13 protein-coding genes are annotated in these 16,273 nt (G+C 72.6%); 5 read left to right on the top strand and 8 right to left on the bottom strand.

What is annotated here, in order from left to right:
- Positions 1–107 precede the first annotated feature (107 nt).
- The 7 genes from KV381_RS11315 to KV381_RS11285 all read right to left on the bottom strand — a co-directional run bounded on the left by KV381_RS11315 (position 108) and on the right by KV381_RS11285 (position 8,106).
- The gene (locus KV381_RS11315) at positions 108–1,082 is read right to left on the bottom strand and encodes an N-acetylglucosamine kinase (RefSeq protein WP_086778320.1); all 975 of its coding nucleotides are present in this window, start codon (positions 1,080–1,082) and stop codon (positions 108–110) included.
- Complete coding sequence (locus KV381_RS11310) at positions 1,073–2,338, bottom strand: 6-phospho-beta-glucosidase (protein WP_030625900.1); 1,266 nt, start codon at positions 2,336–2,338, stop codon at positions 1,073–1,075. Before KV381_RS11310 ends, KV381_RS11315 begins: the two co-directional genes overlap by 10 nt.
- Position 2,339: 1 nt before the next feature.
- Entirely contained in the window at positions 2,340–3,251 is a 912-nt protein-coding gene (locus KV381_RS11305; RefSeq protein ID WP_030625902.1) for a carbohydrate ABC transporter permease, read from the bottom strand.
- A gap of 3 nt (positions 3,252–3,254) precedes the next feature.
- Entirely contained in the window at positions 3,255–4,196 is a 942-nt protein-coding gene (locus KV381_RS11300) for a carbohydrate ABC transporter permease (RefSeq protein ID WP_030625904.1), read from the bottom strand.
- A 6-nt stretch (positions 4,197–4,202) separates the two neighbouring features.
- Positions 4,203–5,534 carry an ABC transporter substrate-binding protein gene (locus KV381_RS11295; RefSeq protein ID WP_030077668.1) on the bottom strand — a complete coding sequence of 444 codons (1,332 nt, stop codon included), beginning with the start codon at positions 5,532–5,534 and terminating at the stop codon, positions 4,203–4,205.
- Positions 5,535–5,591: 57 nt separating this feature from the next.
- Positions 5,592–6,815, bottom strand: coding sequence for an ROK family transcriptional regulator (locus KV381_RS11290; protein WP_218785146.1), 1,224 nt, complete (start codon positions 6,813–6,815; stop codon positions 5,592–5,594).
- Positions 6,816–7,038: 223 nt separating this feature from the next.
- On the bottom strand, positions 7,039–8,106 hold the full coding sequence (locus KV381_RS11285; protein WP_103536303.1) for a mechanosensitive ion channel family protein: 1,068 nt from the start codon (positions 8,104–8,106) through the stop codon (positions 7,039–7,041).
- 314 nt (positions 8,107–8,420) lie between these two features.
- Here KV381_RS11285 and KV381_RS11280 point away from each other — a divergent pair, with 314 nt between their 5' ends.
- Entirely contained in the window at positions 8,421–8,957 is a 537-nt protein-coding gene (locus KV381_RS11280; protein ID WP_003969129.1) for an HNH endonuclease, read from the top strand.
- Between the two features lie 47 nt (positions 8,958–9,004).
- Here KV381_RS11280 and KV381_RS11275 read toward each other — a convergent pair whose 3' ends face one another.
- Entirely contained in the window at positions 9,005–11,995 is a 2,991-nt protein-coding gene (locus tag KV381_RS11275; protein WP_218785145.1) for a beta-N-acetylglucosaminidase domain-containing protein, read from the bottom strand.
- A gap of 355 nt (positions 11,996–12,350) precedes the next feature.
- Between KV381_RS11275 and KV381_RS11270 the strand changes: the two genes are divergently transcribed.
- From KV381_RS11270 to KV381_RS11255, 4 genes are all read left to right on the top strand, one after another.
- Complete coding sequence (locus tag KV381_RS11270; RefSeq protein WP_030077680.1) at positions 12,351–12,662, top strand: hypothetical protein; 312 nt, start codon at positions 12,351–12,353, stop codon at positions 12,660–12,662.
- Positions 12,663–14,945, top strand: coding sequence for a 4-alpha-glucanotransferase (malQ, locus tag KV381_RS11265; protein WP_218785144.1), 2,283 nt, complete (start codon positions 12,663–12,665; stop codon positions 14,943–14,945).
- Positions 14,946–14,983: 38 nt separating this feature from the next.
- Positions 14,984–15,196, top strand: a complete 213-nt coding sequence (locus KV381_RS11260; protein ID WP_030077684.1) for a hypothetical protein — start codon at positions 14,984–14,986, stop codon at positions 15,194–15,196.
- Positions 15,197–15,315: 119 nt separating this feature from the next.
- Complete coding sequence (locus KV381_RS11255; RefSeq protein ID WP_030077686.1) at positions 15,316–16,224, top strand: LysR family transcriptional regulator; 909 nt, start codon at positions 15,316–15,318, stop codon at positions 16,222–16,224.
- Positions 16,225–16,273 lie beyond the last annotated feature (49 nt).

Below are 16,273 nucleotides of genomic sequence, written 5' to 3'. Positions count from 1 at the left end.
GCACCTCGTGCGCCGGGCGTTCACCCGTACGAGGAACGCACGAGAAGCGTCCCCCACGCACATCGCGCGGGGGACGCTCCCTGCCTCACGGCTCACCGCGAAGGGCCTCAGGCGTAGTGCGCGCGCAGCCTCCGACGGGCCTCGGGTCCCGCGCCCGTACGGTCCAGGCCCAGCAGCGCCGCGCCCAGCACCGGCGGCTCGGACACGACGCGCACCTCGGCCTTCGGGGCGCGGGCGGCGAGGAGTCCGGCGATCCGGTCGTTCAGCTGCGGATGGCGCGCGGCCAGCACGCTGCCGCCGAGCAGCACCGGAACCTCCTCCTCCAGCAGACCGAGCCGGTTCAGCGCGACCGAGGCCATCGCCACCACCTCCTCGGCCAGCCGCTCCACCAGCGCGCCGGCCACCGGGTCGCCGCCCGCCGCCGTGGCGAACAGCACCGGCGTCAGCTCGTGCCGCCGCTCCAGCGGGATCCCGCCCCGGTGCAGCGCCTCGATCAGCCCGTACATCGAGTCGAGGCCGAAGTGGGCCGGCAGCGTACGGGACAGCTCGGACGGCTCGCCGCGCCCGTCCTCGGCGCGCGCGGCGAACCACAGCGCCTCCTCCGCGAGCCCCGAACCGCCGCCCCAGTCACCGGATATCCGCCCGATCGCGGGGAAGCGGGCGGTCCGCCCGTCCGGGGTCATGCCCACGCAGTTGATCCCGGCCCCGCACACCACCGCGACGCCCCGGGGCTCGTCCACCCCGGCGCGCAGTATCGCGAAGGTGTCGTTGCGCACCTCCACCGAGGAGCCCCATCCGCGGGACTCCAGCGCGGTGGCCAACTCGGCCTCCTCGACGGGCAGATCGGCGTTGGCCAGACACGCGGAGACATGGCCGGAGAGGACGGGCGGAGCCGGCAGCTCCGCGACCGCCCGCTCCAGGGCGGCGGCCAGCACGTCGATCGCGGCCTCCACCCCGACCACGGGCGGCTGGAAGCCGCCGCCGCGCGCCGTGGCCAGCACCGCTCCGTCCTCGCCGATCAGCGCCACGTCGGTCTTGCTGTTGCCCGCGTCGATGGCGACGACCGACACGTTCACGCCCACGCCAGGTGCTCCCGGTTGTGCGCGATCAGCCGGTCGGTGAGGCCCTCGGCGTAGTCGAACTGGCCGATCAGCGGGTGGGCCAGCAGCGCCTTGAAGACCCGGTCCCGGCCACCGCGCAGCGCGGCCTCCAGGGCGAGGTCCTCGTACGCCGTCACGTTGGCGATCAGACCGGCGTACAGCGGGTCCAGCGCCGGGACGGCCAGCGGCGTCGCGCCGTCGTGCCCGACCCGGGCCTGGACCTCGATCACCGCGTCGTCCGGGAGGAACGGCAGCGTCCCCTTGTTGTACGTGTTGACCACCTGGACCGGGGAACCGCCGTTGCCCAGCAGCGAGGCCGCCAGGTCCACGGCCGCCTCGGAGTAGAACGCGCCGCCGCGCTTGGCGAGCAGCTCCGGCTTCTCGTCCAGCGTCGGGTCGCCGTACATCGCGAGCAGTTCCTTCTCCATCGCCGCGACCTCGGCGGCCCGGGACGGCTTGGTGCCGAGCTCCCTGACCACCTCGTCGTGGGCGTAGAAGTAGCGCAGGTAGTAGGAGGGCACGACGCCGAGCCGGTCCACGATCCGCCGGTCCATGCGGAGGTCGTCGGCGATGGTGTCGCCGTGCTCGGCGAGGAGCTTGGGCAGGACGTTCTCGCCGTCCGGGCCGCCGAGGCGTACGCCCAGCTCCCAGGTCAGGTGGTTGAGCCCGACGTGGTCGAGGTGCACCTGGCCCGGCTCCACCTCCAGCAGCCGGGCGAACTTCCGCTGGAAGCCGATCGCCACGTTGCACAGGCCGACGGCCTTGTGCCCGGCCTGGAGGAGGGCGCGGGTGACGATGCCGACCGGGTTGGTGAAGTCGATGATCCAGGCGTCCGGGTTGGTGCGGCGGACCCGCTCGGCGATGTCCAGGACGACCGGCACGGTGCGCAGCGCCTTGGCGAGGCCGCCGGCGCCGGTGGTCTCCTGGCCGACGCAGCCGCACTCCAGCGGCCAGGTCTCGTCCTGGTTGCGCGCGGCCTGTCCGCCGACCCGCAGCTGGAGCAGGACCGCGTCGGCGTCGGCGACGCCCGCGTCGAGGTCGGTGGTGGTCGTGATCTTCCCGGCGTGGTCCTGCTTGGCGAAGATCCGCCGGGCGAGACCTCCGACCAGCTCCAGGCGGTCGGCCGCCGGATCGACGAGCACCAGCTCCTCGATCGGCAGCGTGTCCCGCAGCCGGGCGAATCCGTCGATCAGTTCAGGGGTGTAGGTGGACCCGCCACCCACTACTGCGAGCTTCATGTCAGCCCTTTACTCCGGTCAGTGTGACGCCCTCGACGAATGCCTTCTGGGCAAAGAAGAAGACGGCTATCACGGGGGCCATGACCAGAACGGTCGCGGCCATGGTCAGGTTCCAGTCGGTGTGGTGTGCGCCCTTGAAGGATTCGAGGCCGTAACTGAGCGTCCAGGCGGCCGGGTTCTCGGAGGCGTAGATCTGCGGTCCGAAGTAGTCGTTCCAGGCGGCGAAGAACTGGAAGAGGGCGATGGCCGCGATGCCCGGCTTGGCCATCGGCAGGACGACCTTCATCAGCGTGCGGAACTCGCCGCAGCCGTCGACCTTGGCGGCGTCCAGGTACTCGTTCGGAATGGTCAGCAGGAACTGCCGCAGCAGGAAGATGGAGAACGCGTCGCCGAAGGCCATCGGGATGATCAGCGGCCACAGCGTGCCGGACAGGTCCATCTGCTTCGCCCAGAACAGGTACATGGGGATGATGACGACCTGCGGCGGCAGCATCATCATCGAGATGACGAGCATCAGCGACAGTTTGCGGCCCCGGAAGCGGAACTTCGCCAGCGCGTACGCCACCGGGACCGATGACACCACGGTGAGGACGGTGCCGACGCCCGCGTACAGCAGGGTGTTGCGCCACCAGGTCAGAAAGCCCGGGGTGTTGAAGACCCGCTCGTAGTTGCCCCACTCCCAGGTGTTCGGGGTGAGGTCGCGGGTCAGCGCCTGCTGGTCGCTCATCAGCGAGGTCAGCACCACGAAGACGAACGGCAGCACGAAGAAGAGCGCGGCGGCGATCCCGAGCGAGTGCACGGCGATCCAGTGCAGCAGCGCCTTGCGGCGGGCGGTGCGCGCGGCGGGCGTCCGCGAGGGGCGCTCGGGGGAGGCGGCAGCGGTGTTGCGGACAGGGTCGAGGAGATGGGTCATGACTCAGTCACCGGCCGAGATCAGGTTGTTGCGGCCCCGCATCAGCAGCGCCGTGAAGGCCATGGCCAGGGCGAACAGGACGAGGGCGACGACACAGGCGGCGCCGTAGTCGAAGCGCTGGAAGCCCAGGTTGTAGACGAGCTGCGGAAGCGTCAGTGTCGACTTGTCGGGATAGCCGGGTTCGAAGGACTGGCCGGAGCCGCCGATGATCCCGGAGGCGACCTTTCCGGCGACCAGCGGCTGGGTGTAGTACTGCATCGCCTGGATGACGCCCGTCACCACGGCGAACAGCACGATCGGCGAGATGTTCGGCAGGGTCACGAAGCGGAACTTCTGCCAGGCGGACGCGCCGTCCAGCTCGGCCGCCTCGTACTGCTCGGTCGGCACGTCCAGCAGCGAGGCCATGAAGATCACCATCAGGTCCCCGATGCCCCACACCGCGAGCATGGTGAGCGCCGGCTTGGACCAGGTGGCGTCGTTGAACCAGCCGGGCGTCGGCAGCCCGAACTCCCCGAGGATCGCGTTGACCGGCCCGGTGCCGGGGTTGAGGAGGAAGACGAAGGCGAGCGTCGCGGCGACCGGCGGGGCCAGATAGGGCAGATAGAACAGCGTCCGGAAGACTCCGGTACCCGTTTTGATCCTCGTGATCAGCATCCCGACGCCGAGCCCGAAGACGACCCGGCAGGTGACCATCACGAGCACCAGCCACAGCGTGTTCCGCAGCGACGGCCAGAACATCGGGTAGTCGCTGAAGACGTACGTCCAGTTGGTCAGCCCGTTGAAGACCGGCGCCCCGAAACCGTCGTACTGCGTGAAGGAGAAGTAGACGGTCGAGACCATCGGGTAGGCGAAGAAGACCGAGAATCCGATCAGCCACGGCGACATGAAGGCCGCCGTGCGCAGCGCCGACCTGCGGCGCTTCGAGCGGAGCGTGTGCGTCGTCATCGGGGGCTACTTGGCCTTGGCGATGTCGGTGTCGATCTGCCGCGCGGTCTTCTCCAGACCGGCCTGGAGGTCCTTCACCGCGCCCTTCTCGTACTGGTAGCCGAAGTCCTGGATCGTCTGCTGGTACGTCGATCCGTTGACGGCCCCGTCGGGGGTGTTGGACTTCGGGTGCTGCGCGATCTCCAGGAACGTCTTGAAGCGCGGGTCGAACTTCAGGTCGGGCGACTTCAGCGCCTCGAAGGTGGAGGGCACATTGCGGATGCCGTTGGCGAAGTCGACGACCGCCTTGGTGTCGCTGGTCATGAACTTGACCAGCTCCCAGGCGGCGTTCTGCTTCTTGCTGGCCGGGGCGATGCCCACGATGGTGCCGGAGAGGAAGCCCTTGCCGTAGCTGTCGGCCTCGTCGTCGGCGACGGGCATCGGCGCGACACCGATCTCGAAGCCGGCGCCGGCGTCCTCCGCCATGCCGAGCCGCCACTCGCCGTCCAGCTGCATGGCGACCTGACCGGTGTGGAAGGGGTGCTTGGCGCCCCACTCGTCACCGAAGGTGCCGCGGTACTTCTCCAGCTTGTCGTAGCCGCCGAGGTCCTCGACGAGCTTCTTCTGGTACGTGAACATCTCCGCGAACGCCGGGTCCTTGGCGATGTTGGACTTGCCGTTCTCGTCGAAGTACGTGTGGTCCCAGGAGGACAGGTAGTGGTCGGCGACGGTCTCGTAGCCGTGGAAGGTCGGCATGAAGCCGAGCTGCTCGTAGCTGTCGCCCTTCTCCACCGTGAGCTTCTTGGCGACGCTCGCCAGTTCCGACATCGTCCTGGGCGGCGCGGTGATCCCGGCCTTCTTGAAGGCGTCCTTGTTGTAGTAGAGGCCGTAGGCGTCGGTGAGCAGCGGCAGGGCGCAGCGCTTGCCCTCGAACTGGGTGTAGTCCAGGAGGACCTTCGGGAAGGTCTTCTCCAGGTCCAGCTTCGACTTCTCGATGAACGGCTTCAGATCGGCGAAGGCGCCGGACGAACAGAACTTGCCGACATTGGCGGTGGTGAAGGAGGAGACCACGTCGGGCCCGTTCGAACCGCCCGCGCGCAGCGACTGGTTGAGCTTGTCGTCGTTGATGTTGCCGGAGACCTTCACCGTGATGTTCGGGTGGGCCTTCTCGAACCGGTCGATGTTGTCCTGGACCGCCTTCACCTCGGCGGGCGAGCTCCAGCCGTGCCAGAAGTTGATCGTGGTCTTCGCGTTCGGGTCGTCGGAGGCGCCGGCCTCGGACTGGCCGGTACACGCGGTGGCGAGCACCGATATCGCGGCGACGGCGACAGCGGTGGCGGTGAGACGGCTTGTGCGCATGACAAAGCTCCCAGGGACGGGGAAGAGGCAGACGACGGGGAATGGGGAAGGGGCGGTTCAGCGCGAGGTGTCGAACACTTCGTCGCGGGTGTCGGCGAGCGCCCGCTCCAGGGCGCCGCGCAGAACGGGTTCACGGTCGATCTCGCCGACCACCAGCCGGGGCCGGGAGGCGGCGAGCTCGGCCAGCTCGGACTGGATCAGGGAGCGGAGGATCTCGCCGCCCGCCGCGACCGCCTCGCCGGAGAGCACGATCAGCCCGGGGTCCAGGACGGCGGTGACGGAGGCGAGCCCGGTGGCGAGCCGCTGGGCGTACTGGCGCAGCAGCTCGGTGAGCGCCTCGTCCTGCTCGTACGCGTCGGCCGCCCGCGTCAGCAGTTCGGCGGCGACCTTCGCGTAGGGCTGCTGCGGGGTGTCGATGCCCAGCGCCTTCGCGAGCCGGGGCACCGCCTGGGCGCCCGCCAGCTCCTGGAAGCCGCCGCTGTTGGCCCTGACGACCTGGCGGACGAGGGGGGTGCCCGGCACCGGCAGGAAGCCGACCTCGCCCGCGCCGCCGGTGAAGCCGCGGTGCAGCCGGCCGTTGATGACGAGGGCGGCGCCGAGGCCCTCCTCGTTCCACAGCAGCACGAAGTCCTCGTGGCCGCGGGCCGCGCCGAGGCGCTGCTCGGCCACGGCGACGAGGTTGACGTCGTTCTCGTACTCCACCGGCATCGGCAGGAACGCGGCCAGCTCGTCCAGCAGGGTGGGGGAGTGCCAGCCGGGCAGATGCGAGGCGTACCGCAGCCGCCCGGTGCCCGGGTCGAAGGCGCCCGGGGTGCCGATGACGAGCCGGTGGACGTCGGCGCGGGTCAGCCCGGCGTCCTTCACCGCCCCGTCCAGCGCGTCGGCGACCTGCCGCACCACACGGTCGGCGCGCCGTCCCGGCGTCGCCAGCTCGAACCGCCCGACGGTCCGCCCGGTCACGTCCGCGACGGCGGCGATGATGCGCTGCGCGTTCACATCGAGCCCGGCGACATGGGCGGCCCGCGCGTTCACGGTGTAGAGCTGCGCGTTGGGCCCGGGCCGCCCCTCGCTGGTCCCGGTGGCGACGACGAGCCCGGCCGCCTCCAGCCGGGCCAGCAACTGGGAGGCGGTGGGCTTGGAGAGCCCGGTCAGCTTCCCGATCCGGGTCCGGGAGAGCGGCCCGTGCTCCAGCAGCAGGTCGAGGGCGGCCCGGTCGTTCATGGCCCGCAGCACCCGAGGGGTGCCCGGTGTGCCGGGTGGGCCGGGAGTGGTTCCCGCCATCGTGGATGCACCGCCCTCTGTCAGGAACTCGCGTCCGTGACTCTGTTAGGAAAGTTTCCTATTCGGTTGAGAGGACGGTAGGGCGCAGGTCACCGGGGCGTCAATGGGTGCCCCCTGTCCGGCAATCAAAGCGTTACCTGACACGGCACCCGGCACGACGACGCCCCCGGCCACCGTCCTGGGGTCCAGGGGGCGGGCGGGGGCGTCGGAAAGGCGAAGGGGCCTACTTGTTCAGGTTGGCGGGCGGCGGTATCGGCGTCGCCGCCAGCGACTGCGGGGAGGTCGCCGACGCGTACGCCGACGGCGCGGCCACACCCGCCGTCGGGTCCGCCGAGGACTCGCCCTCCACCTGGAGCGGGATCGCGCCGATCATGCGGATGCCCGCGTCGTCCAGCGCCTGCTTGATGCGCCAGCGCAGCTCGCGCTCCACGCCCACCGACTTGCCCGGCATCGTCTTCGCGGTGACCCGGACCGTCATCGAGTCCAGCAGGACCGCGTCCAGGCCGAGCACCTCCACCGGGCCCCACAGCCGCTCCGACCAGGGCTCTTCCTTGGTCATGGTCTCGGCGGCCGCGGTGATCGCCTTACGGACCTGCTCCAGGTCCTCGGTCGGACGCACCGTGACGTCGACCCCGGCCGTGGACCAGCCCTGGCTGAGGTTGCCGATCCGCTTCACCTCGCCGTTGCGGACGTACCAGATCTCGCCGTTGTCGCCGCGCAGCTTGGTGACGCGCAGCCCCACCTCGATGACCTCGCCGGAGGCCACCCCCGCGTCGATGCTGTCCCCGACCCCGTACTGGTCCTCCAGGATCATGAAGACCCCGGAGAGGAAGTCCGTGACCAGGTTGCGGGCGCCGAAACCGAGCGCCACACCCGCGACACCGGCCGAGGCGAGCAGGGGCGCCAGGTTGATCTTGAAGGCGCCCAGGACCATCAGGGCGGCCGTGCCCATGATCACGAACGAGGCCACCGAGCGCAGCACCGAGCCGATCGCCTCCGAGCGCTGGCGTCTGCGCTCGGCGTTCACCAGCAGCCCGCCCAGCGCGGTGCCCTCCACCGCCTGGGCGCTGCGGTTCATCCGCTCTATGAGGTTGGTCAGGGCGCGCCGGATCAGATAACGCAGCGTGATCGCGACCGCCACGATCAGCAGGATCCGCAACCCGGTGCTGAGCCAGGTGGACCAGTTCTCCTCGACCCAGCCCGCGGCGTTCCCGGCGTGTTCGGCGGCTTCGTCCAGCGAGCCGCCCGGCTCGGGAGACGGGGCTGCGGCCAAGAGGGCGGACAGGGACACGAGAGGGACCTCCACGGGGACGACGGCTGGTCAACAACAGTAACGAAGCCGGGGGAGTGGATCGTTGCCGTCGCGCGAGGAGAGACAGGTCTCACCGGGAACACCTCCGCTGTGGCCGATCGCACAGCGCGGAAGGCCGCCCTGGTGAGGCTGTCGTCCGGCGCCGCGGAACGGAGTGCGGGGCCCGGGGTGAGAAAAATCCTCCCGGCCCGTTACCCGTACGTGGTGGCGCTTTGACCAGGCATGAGGAGAGACTGAGATCGGATCGTCCCGGCGCGAGCCACGCGCCGCCGGCGTACAAGGAGGCATCCACCGTGCCGCACGTCCTGGTTCTCAACGCGTCGTACGAGCCGCTCGGCGTCGTACCGCTCCGCCGCGCGCTCGTCCTCGTCCTGGAAAACAAGGCCATCTGCCTGGAGGAGTCCGGCTCCTTCCTGCACAGCGCCACCCGCGCCGTGCCCGCTCCCAGCGTGGTCCGGCTCAAGCGCTTCGTCCGGGTCCCCTACCGGGGGCCCGTTCCCCTGACGAGGCGGGCGCTGTTCGCCCGGGACGGCGGACGCTGCATGTACTGCGGGGCCGCCGCGACCAGCGTCGACCACGTCATCCCGCGCAGCCGGGGCGGGCAGCACGCCTGGGACAACGTGGTGGCGGCCTGCCGCCGCTGCAACCACGTCAAGGCCGACCGCCATCTGCCCGAGCTCGGCTGGCGGCTGCGCCATCAGCCCGCCCCGCCGACCGGCCTGGCCTGGCGGATCATCGGGACCGGCCACCGCGACCCGCGCTGGCTGCCGTACTTGCAACCGTTCGGCGCGGACGACGTGATGGCCCGGATCGACGGCGTGTCCGCCTAGGACCCGTTGTCACCGGGCCTTCGTCGACTCCGGGCCCGCGGCACGGCTCAGTCGTCCGCGACCGCGTACGCCTCCACCGACCAGAGCGAGTAGCCGTACTGCGTCCCCCGGCTCTCGCCCTGCACCCGGATGAACCGGGCGTCCTTCTCGTCCATCCGGACCGACTCGCGCCCGCCCCGGCCCTCCGTCACGGTCGCGGCGGTGCGCCAGGTGCGGCCGTCGGCGGAGACCTGTATGCGGTAGCGGGAGGCGTACGCGTCCTGCCAGCTCAGCACCACCTGGCCCAGCCGCACCGGCTTCTCCAGCTCGGTCTGCCACCAGGCCCCGTCCTCCACCGGCGAGGACCACCGGGTCTCCGGGTCGCCGTCGGAGGCCGCCGCGGCCGGGAAGTCCGGGGTCTCGTCGCCCGACGACGAGGCCTTCGCCGTACGCGCCAGATCCGGGCCGCCGGTACGCGGGAAGGCCCGCACGGTCAGCGTGGACTCCTGGCCGCCGAAGGTCAGCGGCACCTCGTACTCGCCCGCCGGGGTGTCCTTCGGGACGGTGATGTCCACGGGCACCTCCGTACGCGATCCGCGCGGCACGGTCGTCTGCTTCGGGACCCGCACCTCGATGCCCTCCGGGGCCTTCGCGGTGAGCTTGCCCTTCACCTCGACCGGGCGTCGCCCGGCCAGCCGCGCCGCGACCCGCTGGGGCTCGCCGCCGATCTCCGCGTCCGTCTCGCCGTGCGTCAGGTCGAGCGTGGCGGCGGGCTCGTCGCCGAACCACGGCACCAGGGCGCGCACCTGCGGGGCGGACGTCACGAAGGCGGGGGCGGGCGGCAGGGAGGGGCTCAGATACGAGGGCCGGGCGCTCCGGGCGGCCTCCGGCACGGTGACCCGTACGGCGTCCGCCCGCAGCCCCTTCGCCGCGGTCTGGGTCCAGCCGCTCGGTGAGAGCCGCCCCAGGGCCCGCCAGCCCTCACCGGGCACATGGGCCTCCACGACCGCGTCGCCGAGGGCGGCCCCGGGCTCGGCGAGCGCCGTGACGGCCTCCACCGGGCGGGTCCGGTCCAGCCGGACCGTATAGCTGTGGGCGTCCTTCGTGACCCGGCCCGAGGCGCGGTCGGCGCCGTTCCACCCGGCGGCCACCTTCGCGGCCTTGTCCAGGAACGGGTCCAGCACGCCCTTGCCGACCGTGGCCCGGCTCGCCCTGATCTCCTCGCGCAGCGGCTCCAGGGCCAGCTCGGTGCGCCAGGCGGCGGCACCGTCCCCGGCGGCCTGGGCCTGGAGCAGGTCCACCACGAGCTCACCGGCCCGGCCGTAGCGGGCCAGCTGCTCGGTCCAGGGCCGCACCTCGTCGGTCAGCCGGCCCTCCGCGGGGGTCTTCAGCCGCTCGGGGGCCTGCCGCATCACGGAGAACGCCGCGCGCAGCTCTGCCGCCGCCCGGTCGCGGCGGGAGGCGTCGGCACGGGAGTTCCAGAAGGCGTCGAACAGGGGCTGGAGGTAGGCGGACTCCTCCGCGCCGAGCACCGAGCCCGCGCTGTTCCCGGCCAGCGCCAGCAGCGCGTCCCGGGCCCCCGCGTCCCCGCCCGCCAGATCCTCGATCGCCGCCCGCCAGGACGCGCCGGGGTCGTACCCCTTCGGGTTCCAGGCGAAGTCGGCGGCGGTGAAGAGGGGAATGCGGGAGACGGACGGCTGCTCCATCGCATTGGCCAGCAGCGCCGCGGAACCGCTCGCCACCGCCGGGTCCCGGCCGGTGTACGGGCCGAGGAAGATGCGGTCCTGGGCGTAGTCGTTGACCGGGTAGTTGTCCATCGTCACCAGCGGGTGGCGGAACGCGGCGCGGGCCCCGGCCAGTTCACCGCCGGTGATCTTCTTCGGCACCACCCCGACACCGGTCCAGGCCACCTGCACCCGGTCGTCCAGCTCGGCCGCCAGCGCGGTGCGGTAGTCCGTGGCCCCGTCCTGGTAGAACTCCGTCGGCAGCACGGACAGCGGCGCCGCGTCCGGGTGCCGCTCCTCCAGATGCCGGGCGAGGGCGCCCGCGACCCGGGCCTGGGCGCGGGCCGCCGCCTTCGGACCGCTGCCGAAGGTCTCCGCGTCCAGGTCGCAGTGCCACTCGCTGTAGCTGACGTCCTGGAACTGCAGCTGGAAGACCCGGACGCCCAGCGCCCACATCGCGTCGACCTTCTTGGTCAGCGCCCTGACGTCCTGGTCCGATGCCATGCACATCGCCTGACCGGGCGAGAGCGCCCAGCCGAGCGTGACGTGCTCGGCGCGCGCCCGCTCGGCCAGCGCCCGGAAGTCGGCCCGCTTGTCGGCCGGGTACGGCTCGCGCCAGCGCGCCAGCCGGAAGGGGTCGTCGCCCGCCGCGTAGAGATAGCGGTTCTGCTTGGTGCGGCCCATGAAGGAGATCTGGTCGAGCCGCTCCTCACGGGTCCACGGCTGTCCGTAGAAGCCTTCGGCCATGCCGCGTACGGCGGTTCCCGGCCAGTCCCGTACGGTCACGCCGGCCACCGAGCCGTCGGTGACCAGTTGCCGCAGGGTCTGGACGGCGTGGAAGAGGCCGTCGCCGCCGAGCCCGTCCAGCGCGACGGTGGCGCGTCCGGCGACCTTGCCGACCGCGATCCGGTAGCCGCCCGACGGCAGATCGGCCCGGTCGGGAGCGCGCAGCGCCCGCAGCGCCTCACCGGCCCCCGTGCCGCCGAGGCGGACCACGGGCCCGCCGCCGGGAAGGCTCTCGTGCAGGGTCGTGACGCCCGCCGCGCGCAGCAGCGAGCGGGTCTGCTCGACGGCGTACGGATCGGAGCCCGGCGCGGCGACGAGGGTGGCCTCGGAGCCCAGCTCCACGGCGGGCCCGGTGGTCTTCATGCTCTGCGGGCGGGGCCACACGGACGGCGGGCGCGCGCTGTCGGCGCGGTCGGCCGTGCCGGCGACGGGCCGGCCGGGATCGGCGGGGGCGGCCGTCGCGGCCGGAGCGACGGAGACGGATCCGATGAGTCCGCCGATCACGGCGGCGGCCACGGCCGTCGCCTGCCTTCTGCGCCCGATCCGCACGTCGCACTTCCCTTCCGTACGTACCCACTGCCGGCACGGGAACGCCGTGCCGACCCCCTAGGCCCGCAGCCGGTGGACCCCGGCGGGGTCCGAGCCCACCACCCGCGCGCGAGGGTGTCAATGCGCGTGGCCGTTGTGCCGTATTTGCCGGGAATAGCGGCACCTTCGGGCCCGGTGGGGCTGGTGTGGCGGACGGGAGTGGCTGAAAACGGGCCATAGCTGGCAGTCGGGGGAACGAAGTGTGACCCAGAGCACGTTGGGCTCGTTGTCATAACGCCTGCATCACGTCCACGTCTGCCGGGGCGAGGCCTGGGTAGGCCTGCTGTGTCCTGTTCTCCATGGCCAGGAGGCCACCATGCCCGCTGCCGCGCAGCTTCTGCTCTCCGCCCTTTCCAAACAGGTCCCCGCCCAGCCCGAGCCCGCCCCGCTGACCAGCGAACTTCCCCTCGCCGAAGTCGCCCATCTGATCAGCGGTCCGCCGCTCGCCGATGTCTCCCTCCTGCTCGGCGAATCCTCGTTCGCCGATTCCGCGCCGCTGACCAGCGAGCCTCCGCTCGCCGATGCCACCCCTCTCACGAGCGAGCCTCCGCTCGCCGCCGTCGCCCCTCTGACCAGCGAGCCGACCGCACCCGGCACCGCAGGGGGCTTGGAGTTCCCAGGAGTCTGAATGGGCTTGTCCCGGCTCGCCGCACTGCACGGTGTCGCCACCTCCTACTCCCCGTCGCCGGATGTCACGGTGTCCGTCCCCGACGACACGGTCATCGCCGTGCTCGCCGCGCTGGGCGTCGACGCCGGCACTCCGGCGGACGTACGGAAGTGCCTCGTCGCCGCGGAGTCCCGCTCGCGCCTGCTGCCGCCGACCGTGGTGGTCTGGGCCGGCGAGCCCCTGCCGCCCGCCCTGGCCGGACTGCCTCCCGGCTCGACCGTCACGGTCGAGCCGGAGCCGGCCGAGACCCCGGGACACCTCGCGGGCCGCCCGCCCGCCCCGCTGAGCATGCGGTCCCGGGCGGCGGCCCCTGCCGCCCCGGTGACACGGCCGCACGGGACGGCCCCGGGAAGCGGCACTTCCGCTTCCGCCGCGCCCGCCGCGTCGCCCCTCGCGGCCCCGGATGCCACACCCGCCGCTTCCGCCGCGTCGCCCCTCGCGGCCCCGGACACCGCCACCGCCTCCGCGCCCGCCTGGTGGATCCCGCCGCCGCACGGTGTCCACCGCATCCACGTCCGTACACCGGACCACCGCCGGGCCACGGCCGTCCTCATCGCCGCCCCGGCCCGCGTCCCGCAGCCGCCCGAGCGGTCGCACGGCTTCCTGGTCCAGCTCTACTCCCTGCTCTCCGCCCGTTCCTGGGGCATGGGCGACCTCGGCGACCTGGCCGACCTCGCCGGCTGGGCCGGGCGCACCCTCGGCTCCGGGTTCGTCCAGGTCAACCCCTTGCACGCGGCCGTTCCGGGCCGGCCCACCGACCCGTCCCCGTACCGCCCCTCCTCGCGCCGCTTCCCCGACCCGGTCCATCTGCACGTCGAGTCGATCCCCGAGTACGGCCACGTCCGCGACCGGGCCACCCTGGACGACCTCCGGCAGGACGCCGCGGCCCTCAGCGAGGCCGTGCTGAACAAGGGCGCGCTGATCGACCGGGACGCCGTCTGGGAGCTGAAGCGCCAGGCCCTGGAGCTGGTCGTCGAGGTGCCCCTCACGCCCGGCCGCCGCGCCGCCTACTGCGACTTCCTGGCCGAGCAGGGCCAGGCGCTGGAGGACCACGCCCTGTGGTGCGCGCTCGCCGAGGTGCACGGCCCCGACTGGCACGCCTGGCCCGAGGCCCTGCGCGACCCCCGCTCCCCGGGAACCGCCCGCGCCCGGGCCGAGCTGCTGGACCGGGTCGACTTCCACTGCCGCCTCGCCTGGCTGACCGCCACCCAGCTCGCCGCCGCCCAGCGGTCCGCCGAGGACGCCGGGATGGGCATCGGGATCGTCCACGACCTCGCCGTCGGCGTGCATCCGGCCGGCGCCGACACCTGGGCCCAGCAGGACGCCTTCGCCCCCAGCATGTCCGTCGGCGCGCCGCCGGACGCCTTCAACGCGCGCGGCCAGGACTGGGGCCTGCCGCCCTGGCGCCCCGACGTCCTCGCCGCCACCGGTTACGCCGCCTACCGCGGCCTGCTCCGCGGGCTGCTGGCCCGGGCCGGAGCCCTGCGCATCGACCACGTCATGGGCCTGTTCCGGCTCTGGTGGGTGCCCGAGGGCCGCCCGCCCACCGACGGCACGTATGTCACCTACGACGCCGAGGCGATGCTCGCCGTCCTCGCCCTGGAGGCCCACCGGGCCGGGGCCGTCGTCGTCGGCGAGGACCTCGGCACCGTCGAGCCCGGCGTCCGCGAGGCGCTGGCCCGGCGCGGTGTGCTCGGCACCTCGGTGCTCTGGTTCGAGCGCGACTGGGAGGGCGGCGGTCGCCCGCTCGCCCCGGAGAAGTGGCGCCGGGACTGCCTGGCCACCGCCACCACCCATGATCTGCCCTCCACCGCCGCCCGGCTGACCGGCGATCATGTGACGCTGCGCCACCGCCTCGGCCTGCTCACCCGCTCCCTGGAGGAGGAGCTGACCGAGGACGCCACCGACACCGCCGAGTGGCTGGCCCTCCTCGCCCGGCTGCGGATGCTCCCCGAGGGCGACGGCGACGAGGAGGCCGCCGTCCGGGCCGTCCACCGCTTCCTGCTCCGCACCCCCGCCCGGATGACCGGCGTCTGGCTCCCCGACACCGTCGGCGACCGCCGCCCGCAGAATCTCCCCGGCACCTGGGACCAGTACCCCAACTGGCGCCTCCCGATCGCCGACCCGGAGGGCCATCCGGTCACCCTGGAGGAGATCACCGCCTCGCCCCGGCTGCACGCGCTGATGGAGGTCCTCAGGCCCCGAAAGCCTCATACGGCACCCCCGGGCGAGCGCCGCCCGTAGGCGTTCGCTACGTTGGCACCGTGGACAAGAAGAACGCTATGCGCGCCGGCGTCGTTGCGGCCGGGACGACGCTGATGATGCTGCTCATGTCGGCCCCGGCGCTCGCGCTCACGCCCGACGACGGTGACGACCCGGCTCCGCGCCTGAGCGCGATCGAGACCATCGGTCTCTACGTGGTCGCGCCCATCGCCCTGTTCGTGGTGATCACGGGCCTGGTCATGGTCCTGGACAAGTCCAAGAAGCAGGTCTGATCCCGCACACGTACGACATGCGTGACGGGTGCGCCGCCGGTACTGGCTACCGCGCGGCGCATCCGTATGTCCGGGCCCGGACGTGCGCGGGGCCCGCGCACCGCCGGTAGGTTGCGCCCATGACCGAGTGGGACGTCAAGAAACTCCGCATCCTGCGCACCCTGCGCGACCGGGGCACGGTCACCGCCACGGCCGAGGCGCTCCTGATGACCCCCTCCGCGGTCTCCCAGCAGCTCACCAACCTGGCCAAGCAGCTCGGCGTGGACCTCCTGGAGGCCCAGGGCCGCCGGGTCCGCCTCACCGACGCCGCCCACCTCGTCCTGCGCCACGCCGAGGCGGTCTTCGCCCAGCTGGAGCGGGCCGAGGCCGAACTGACCGGCTATCTGCGCGGCGAGGCGGGAGAGGTCAGGGTCGCCGCGTTCTCCACCGCCGTGCCCGCCCTCGTCGTCCCCGCCGTCCGGCTGCTGCGCGCCGAGGACCGCCCGGGGCCCGACGTGCGCGTCCGGGAGGCCGAGGCCGCCCAGGCGTACGAACTGCTCACCGCGGGCGAGGTGGACCTGGCCCTGTCGCTGGCCGCCCACGCGCCCACCGCCCGCGACCCCCGCTTCAGCCTCTTCCCGCTGCTCGCCGACCCGCTCGACGTGGCGCTCCCCGCCGACCACCCGCTGGCCGAAGCGCCCGGACTGCGCCTCGCGGACCTGGCCGCCGAGCGCTGGATCTTCGGCGGCTCCGGGCCCTGGTCCGAGATCACCACCGCCGCCTGCGAGGCGGCCGGCTTCGTTCCCGAGCAGGCCCACAGCGCCGCCGGCTGGACCGCGATCCTCGCCCTGGTCGAGGCGGGCATGGGCGTCGCGCTGGTGCCCCGGATGGCCGCCCGGGAGCGCCGCGAGGGCGTGGTGATGCGGGTGCTGGAGGCGGACCGGCCGCGCCGCCATGTGGTGGCGGCGGTCCGGCACGGGGCGGAGAGCGGGCCGGCGGTGGCGCGGGTGCTCGCGGCCCTCACCGAAACCGCCCGATCATTCAGCTGAGCTGAACGGTATCTGCGAAAACTTTCGATGGACCTGATGGGTCCGGTGG

The organism is Streptomyces sp. WY228 (assembly GCF_019287315.1).
GTDB lineage: Bacteria > Actinomycetota > Actinomycetes > Streptomycetales > Streptomycetaceae > Streptomyces > Streptomyces caviscabies.
Note: the sequence above shows the minus strand (reverse complement) of the source record. Positions and strands in the feature narration are given on the sequence as shown.

What these genes read in the sequence shown, in the direction of transcription:
- KV381_RS11305 (WP_030625902.1), bottom strand. Translation starts at nt 3,251, where the DNA reads ATGACCCATCTCCTCGACCCTGTCCGCAACACCGCTGCCGCCTCCCCC.
- KV381_RS11295 (WP_030077668.1), bottom strand. Translation starts at nt 5,534, where the DNA reads ATGCGCACAAGCCGTCTCACCGCCACCGCTGTCGCCGTCGCCGCGATA.
- KV381_RS11270 (WP_030077680.1), top strand. Translation starts at nt 12,351, where the DNA reads ATGCCCGCTGCCGCGCAGCTTCTGCTCTCCGCCCTTTCCAAACAGGTC.
- KV381_RS11290 (WP_218785146.1), bottom strand. Translation starts at nt 6,815, where the DNA reads ATGGCGGGAACCACTCCCGGCCCACCCGGCACACCGGGCACCCCTCGG.
- malQ (WP_218785144.1), top strand. Translation starts at nt 12,663, where the DNA reads ATGGGCTTGTCCCGGCTCGCCGCACTGCACGGTGTCGCCACCTCCTAC.
- KV381_RS11255 (WP_030077686.1), top strand. Translation starts at nt 15,316, where the DNA reads ATGACCGAGTGGGACGTCAAGAAACTCCGCATCCTGCGCACCCTGCGC.
- KV381_RS11300 (WP_030625904.1), bottom strand. Translation starts at nt 4,196, where the DNA reads ATGACGACGCACACGCTCCGCTCGAAGCGCCGCAGGTCGGCGCTGCGC.
- KV381_RS11310 (WP_030625900.1), bottom strand. Translation starts at nt 2,338, where the DNA reads ATGAAGCTCGCAGTAGTGGGTGGCGGGTCCACCTACACCCCTGAACTG.
- KV381_RS11260 (WP_030077684.1), top strand. Translation starts at nt 14,984, where the DNA reads ATGCGCGCCGGCGTCGTTGCGGCCGGGACGACGCTGATGATGCTGCTC.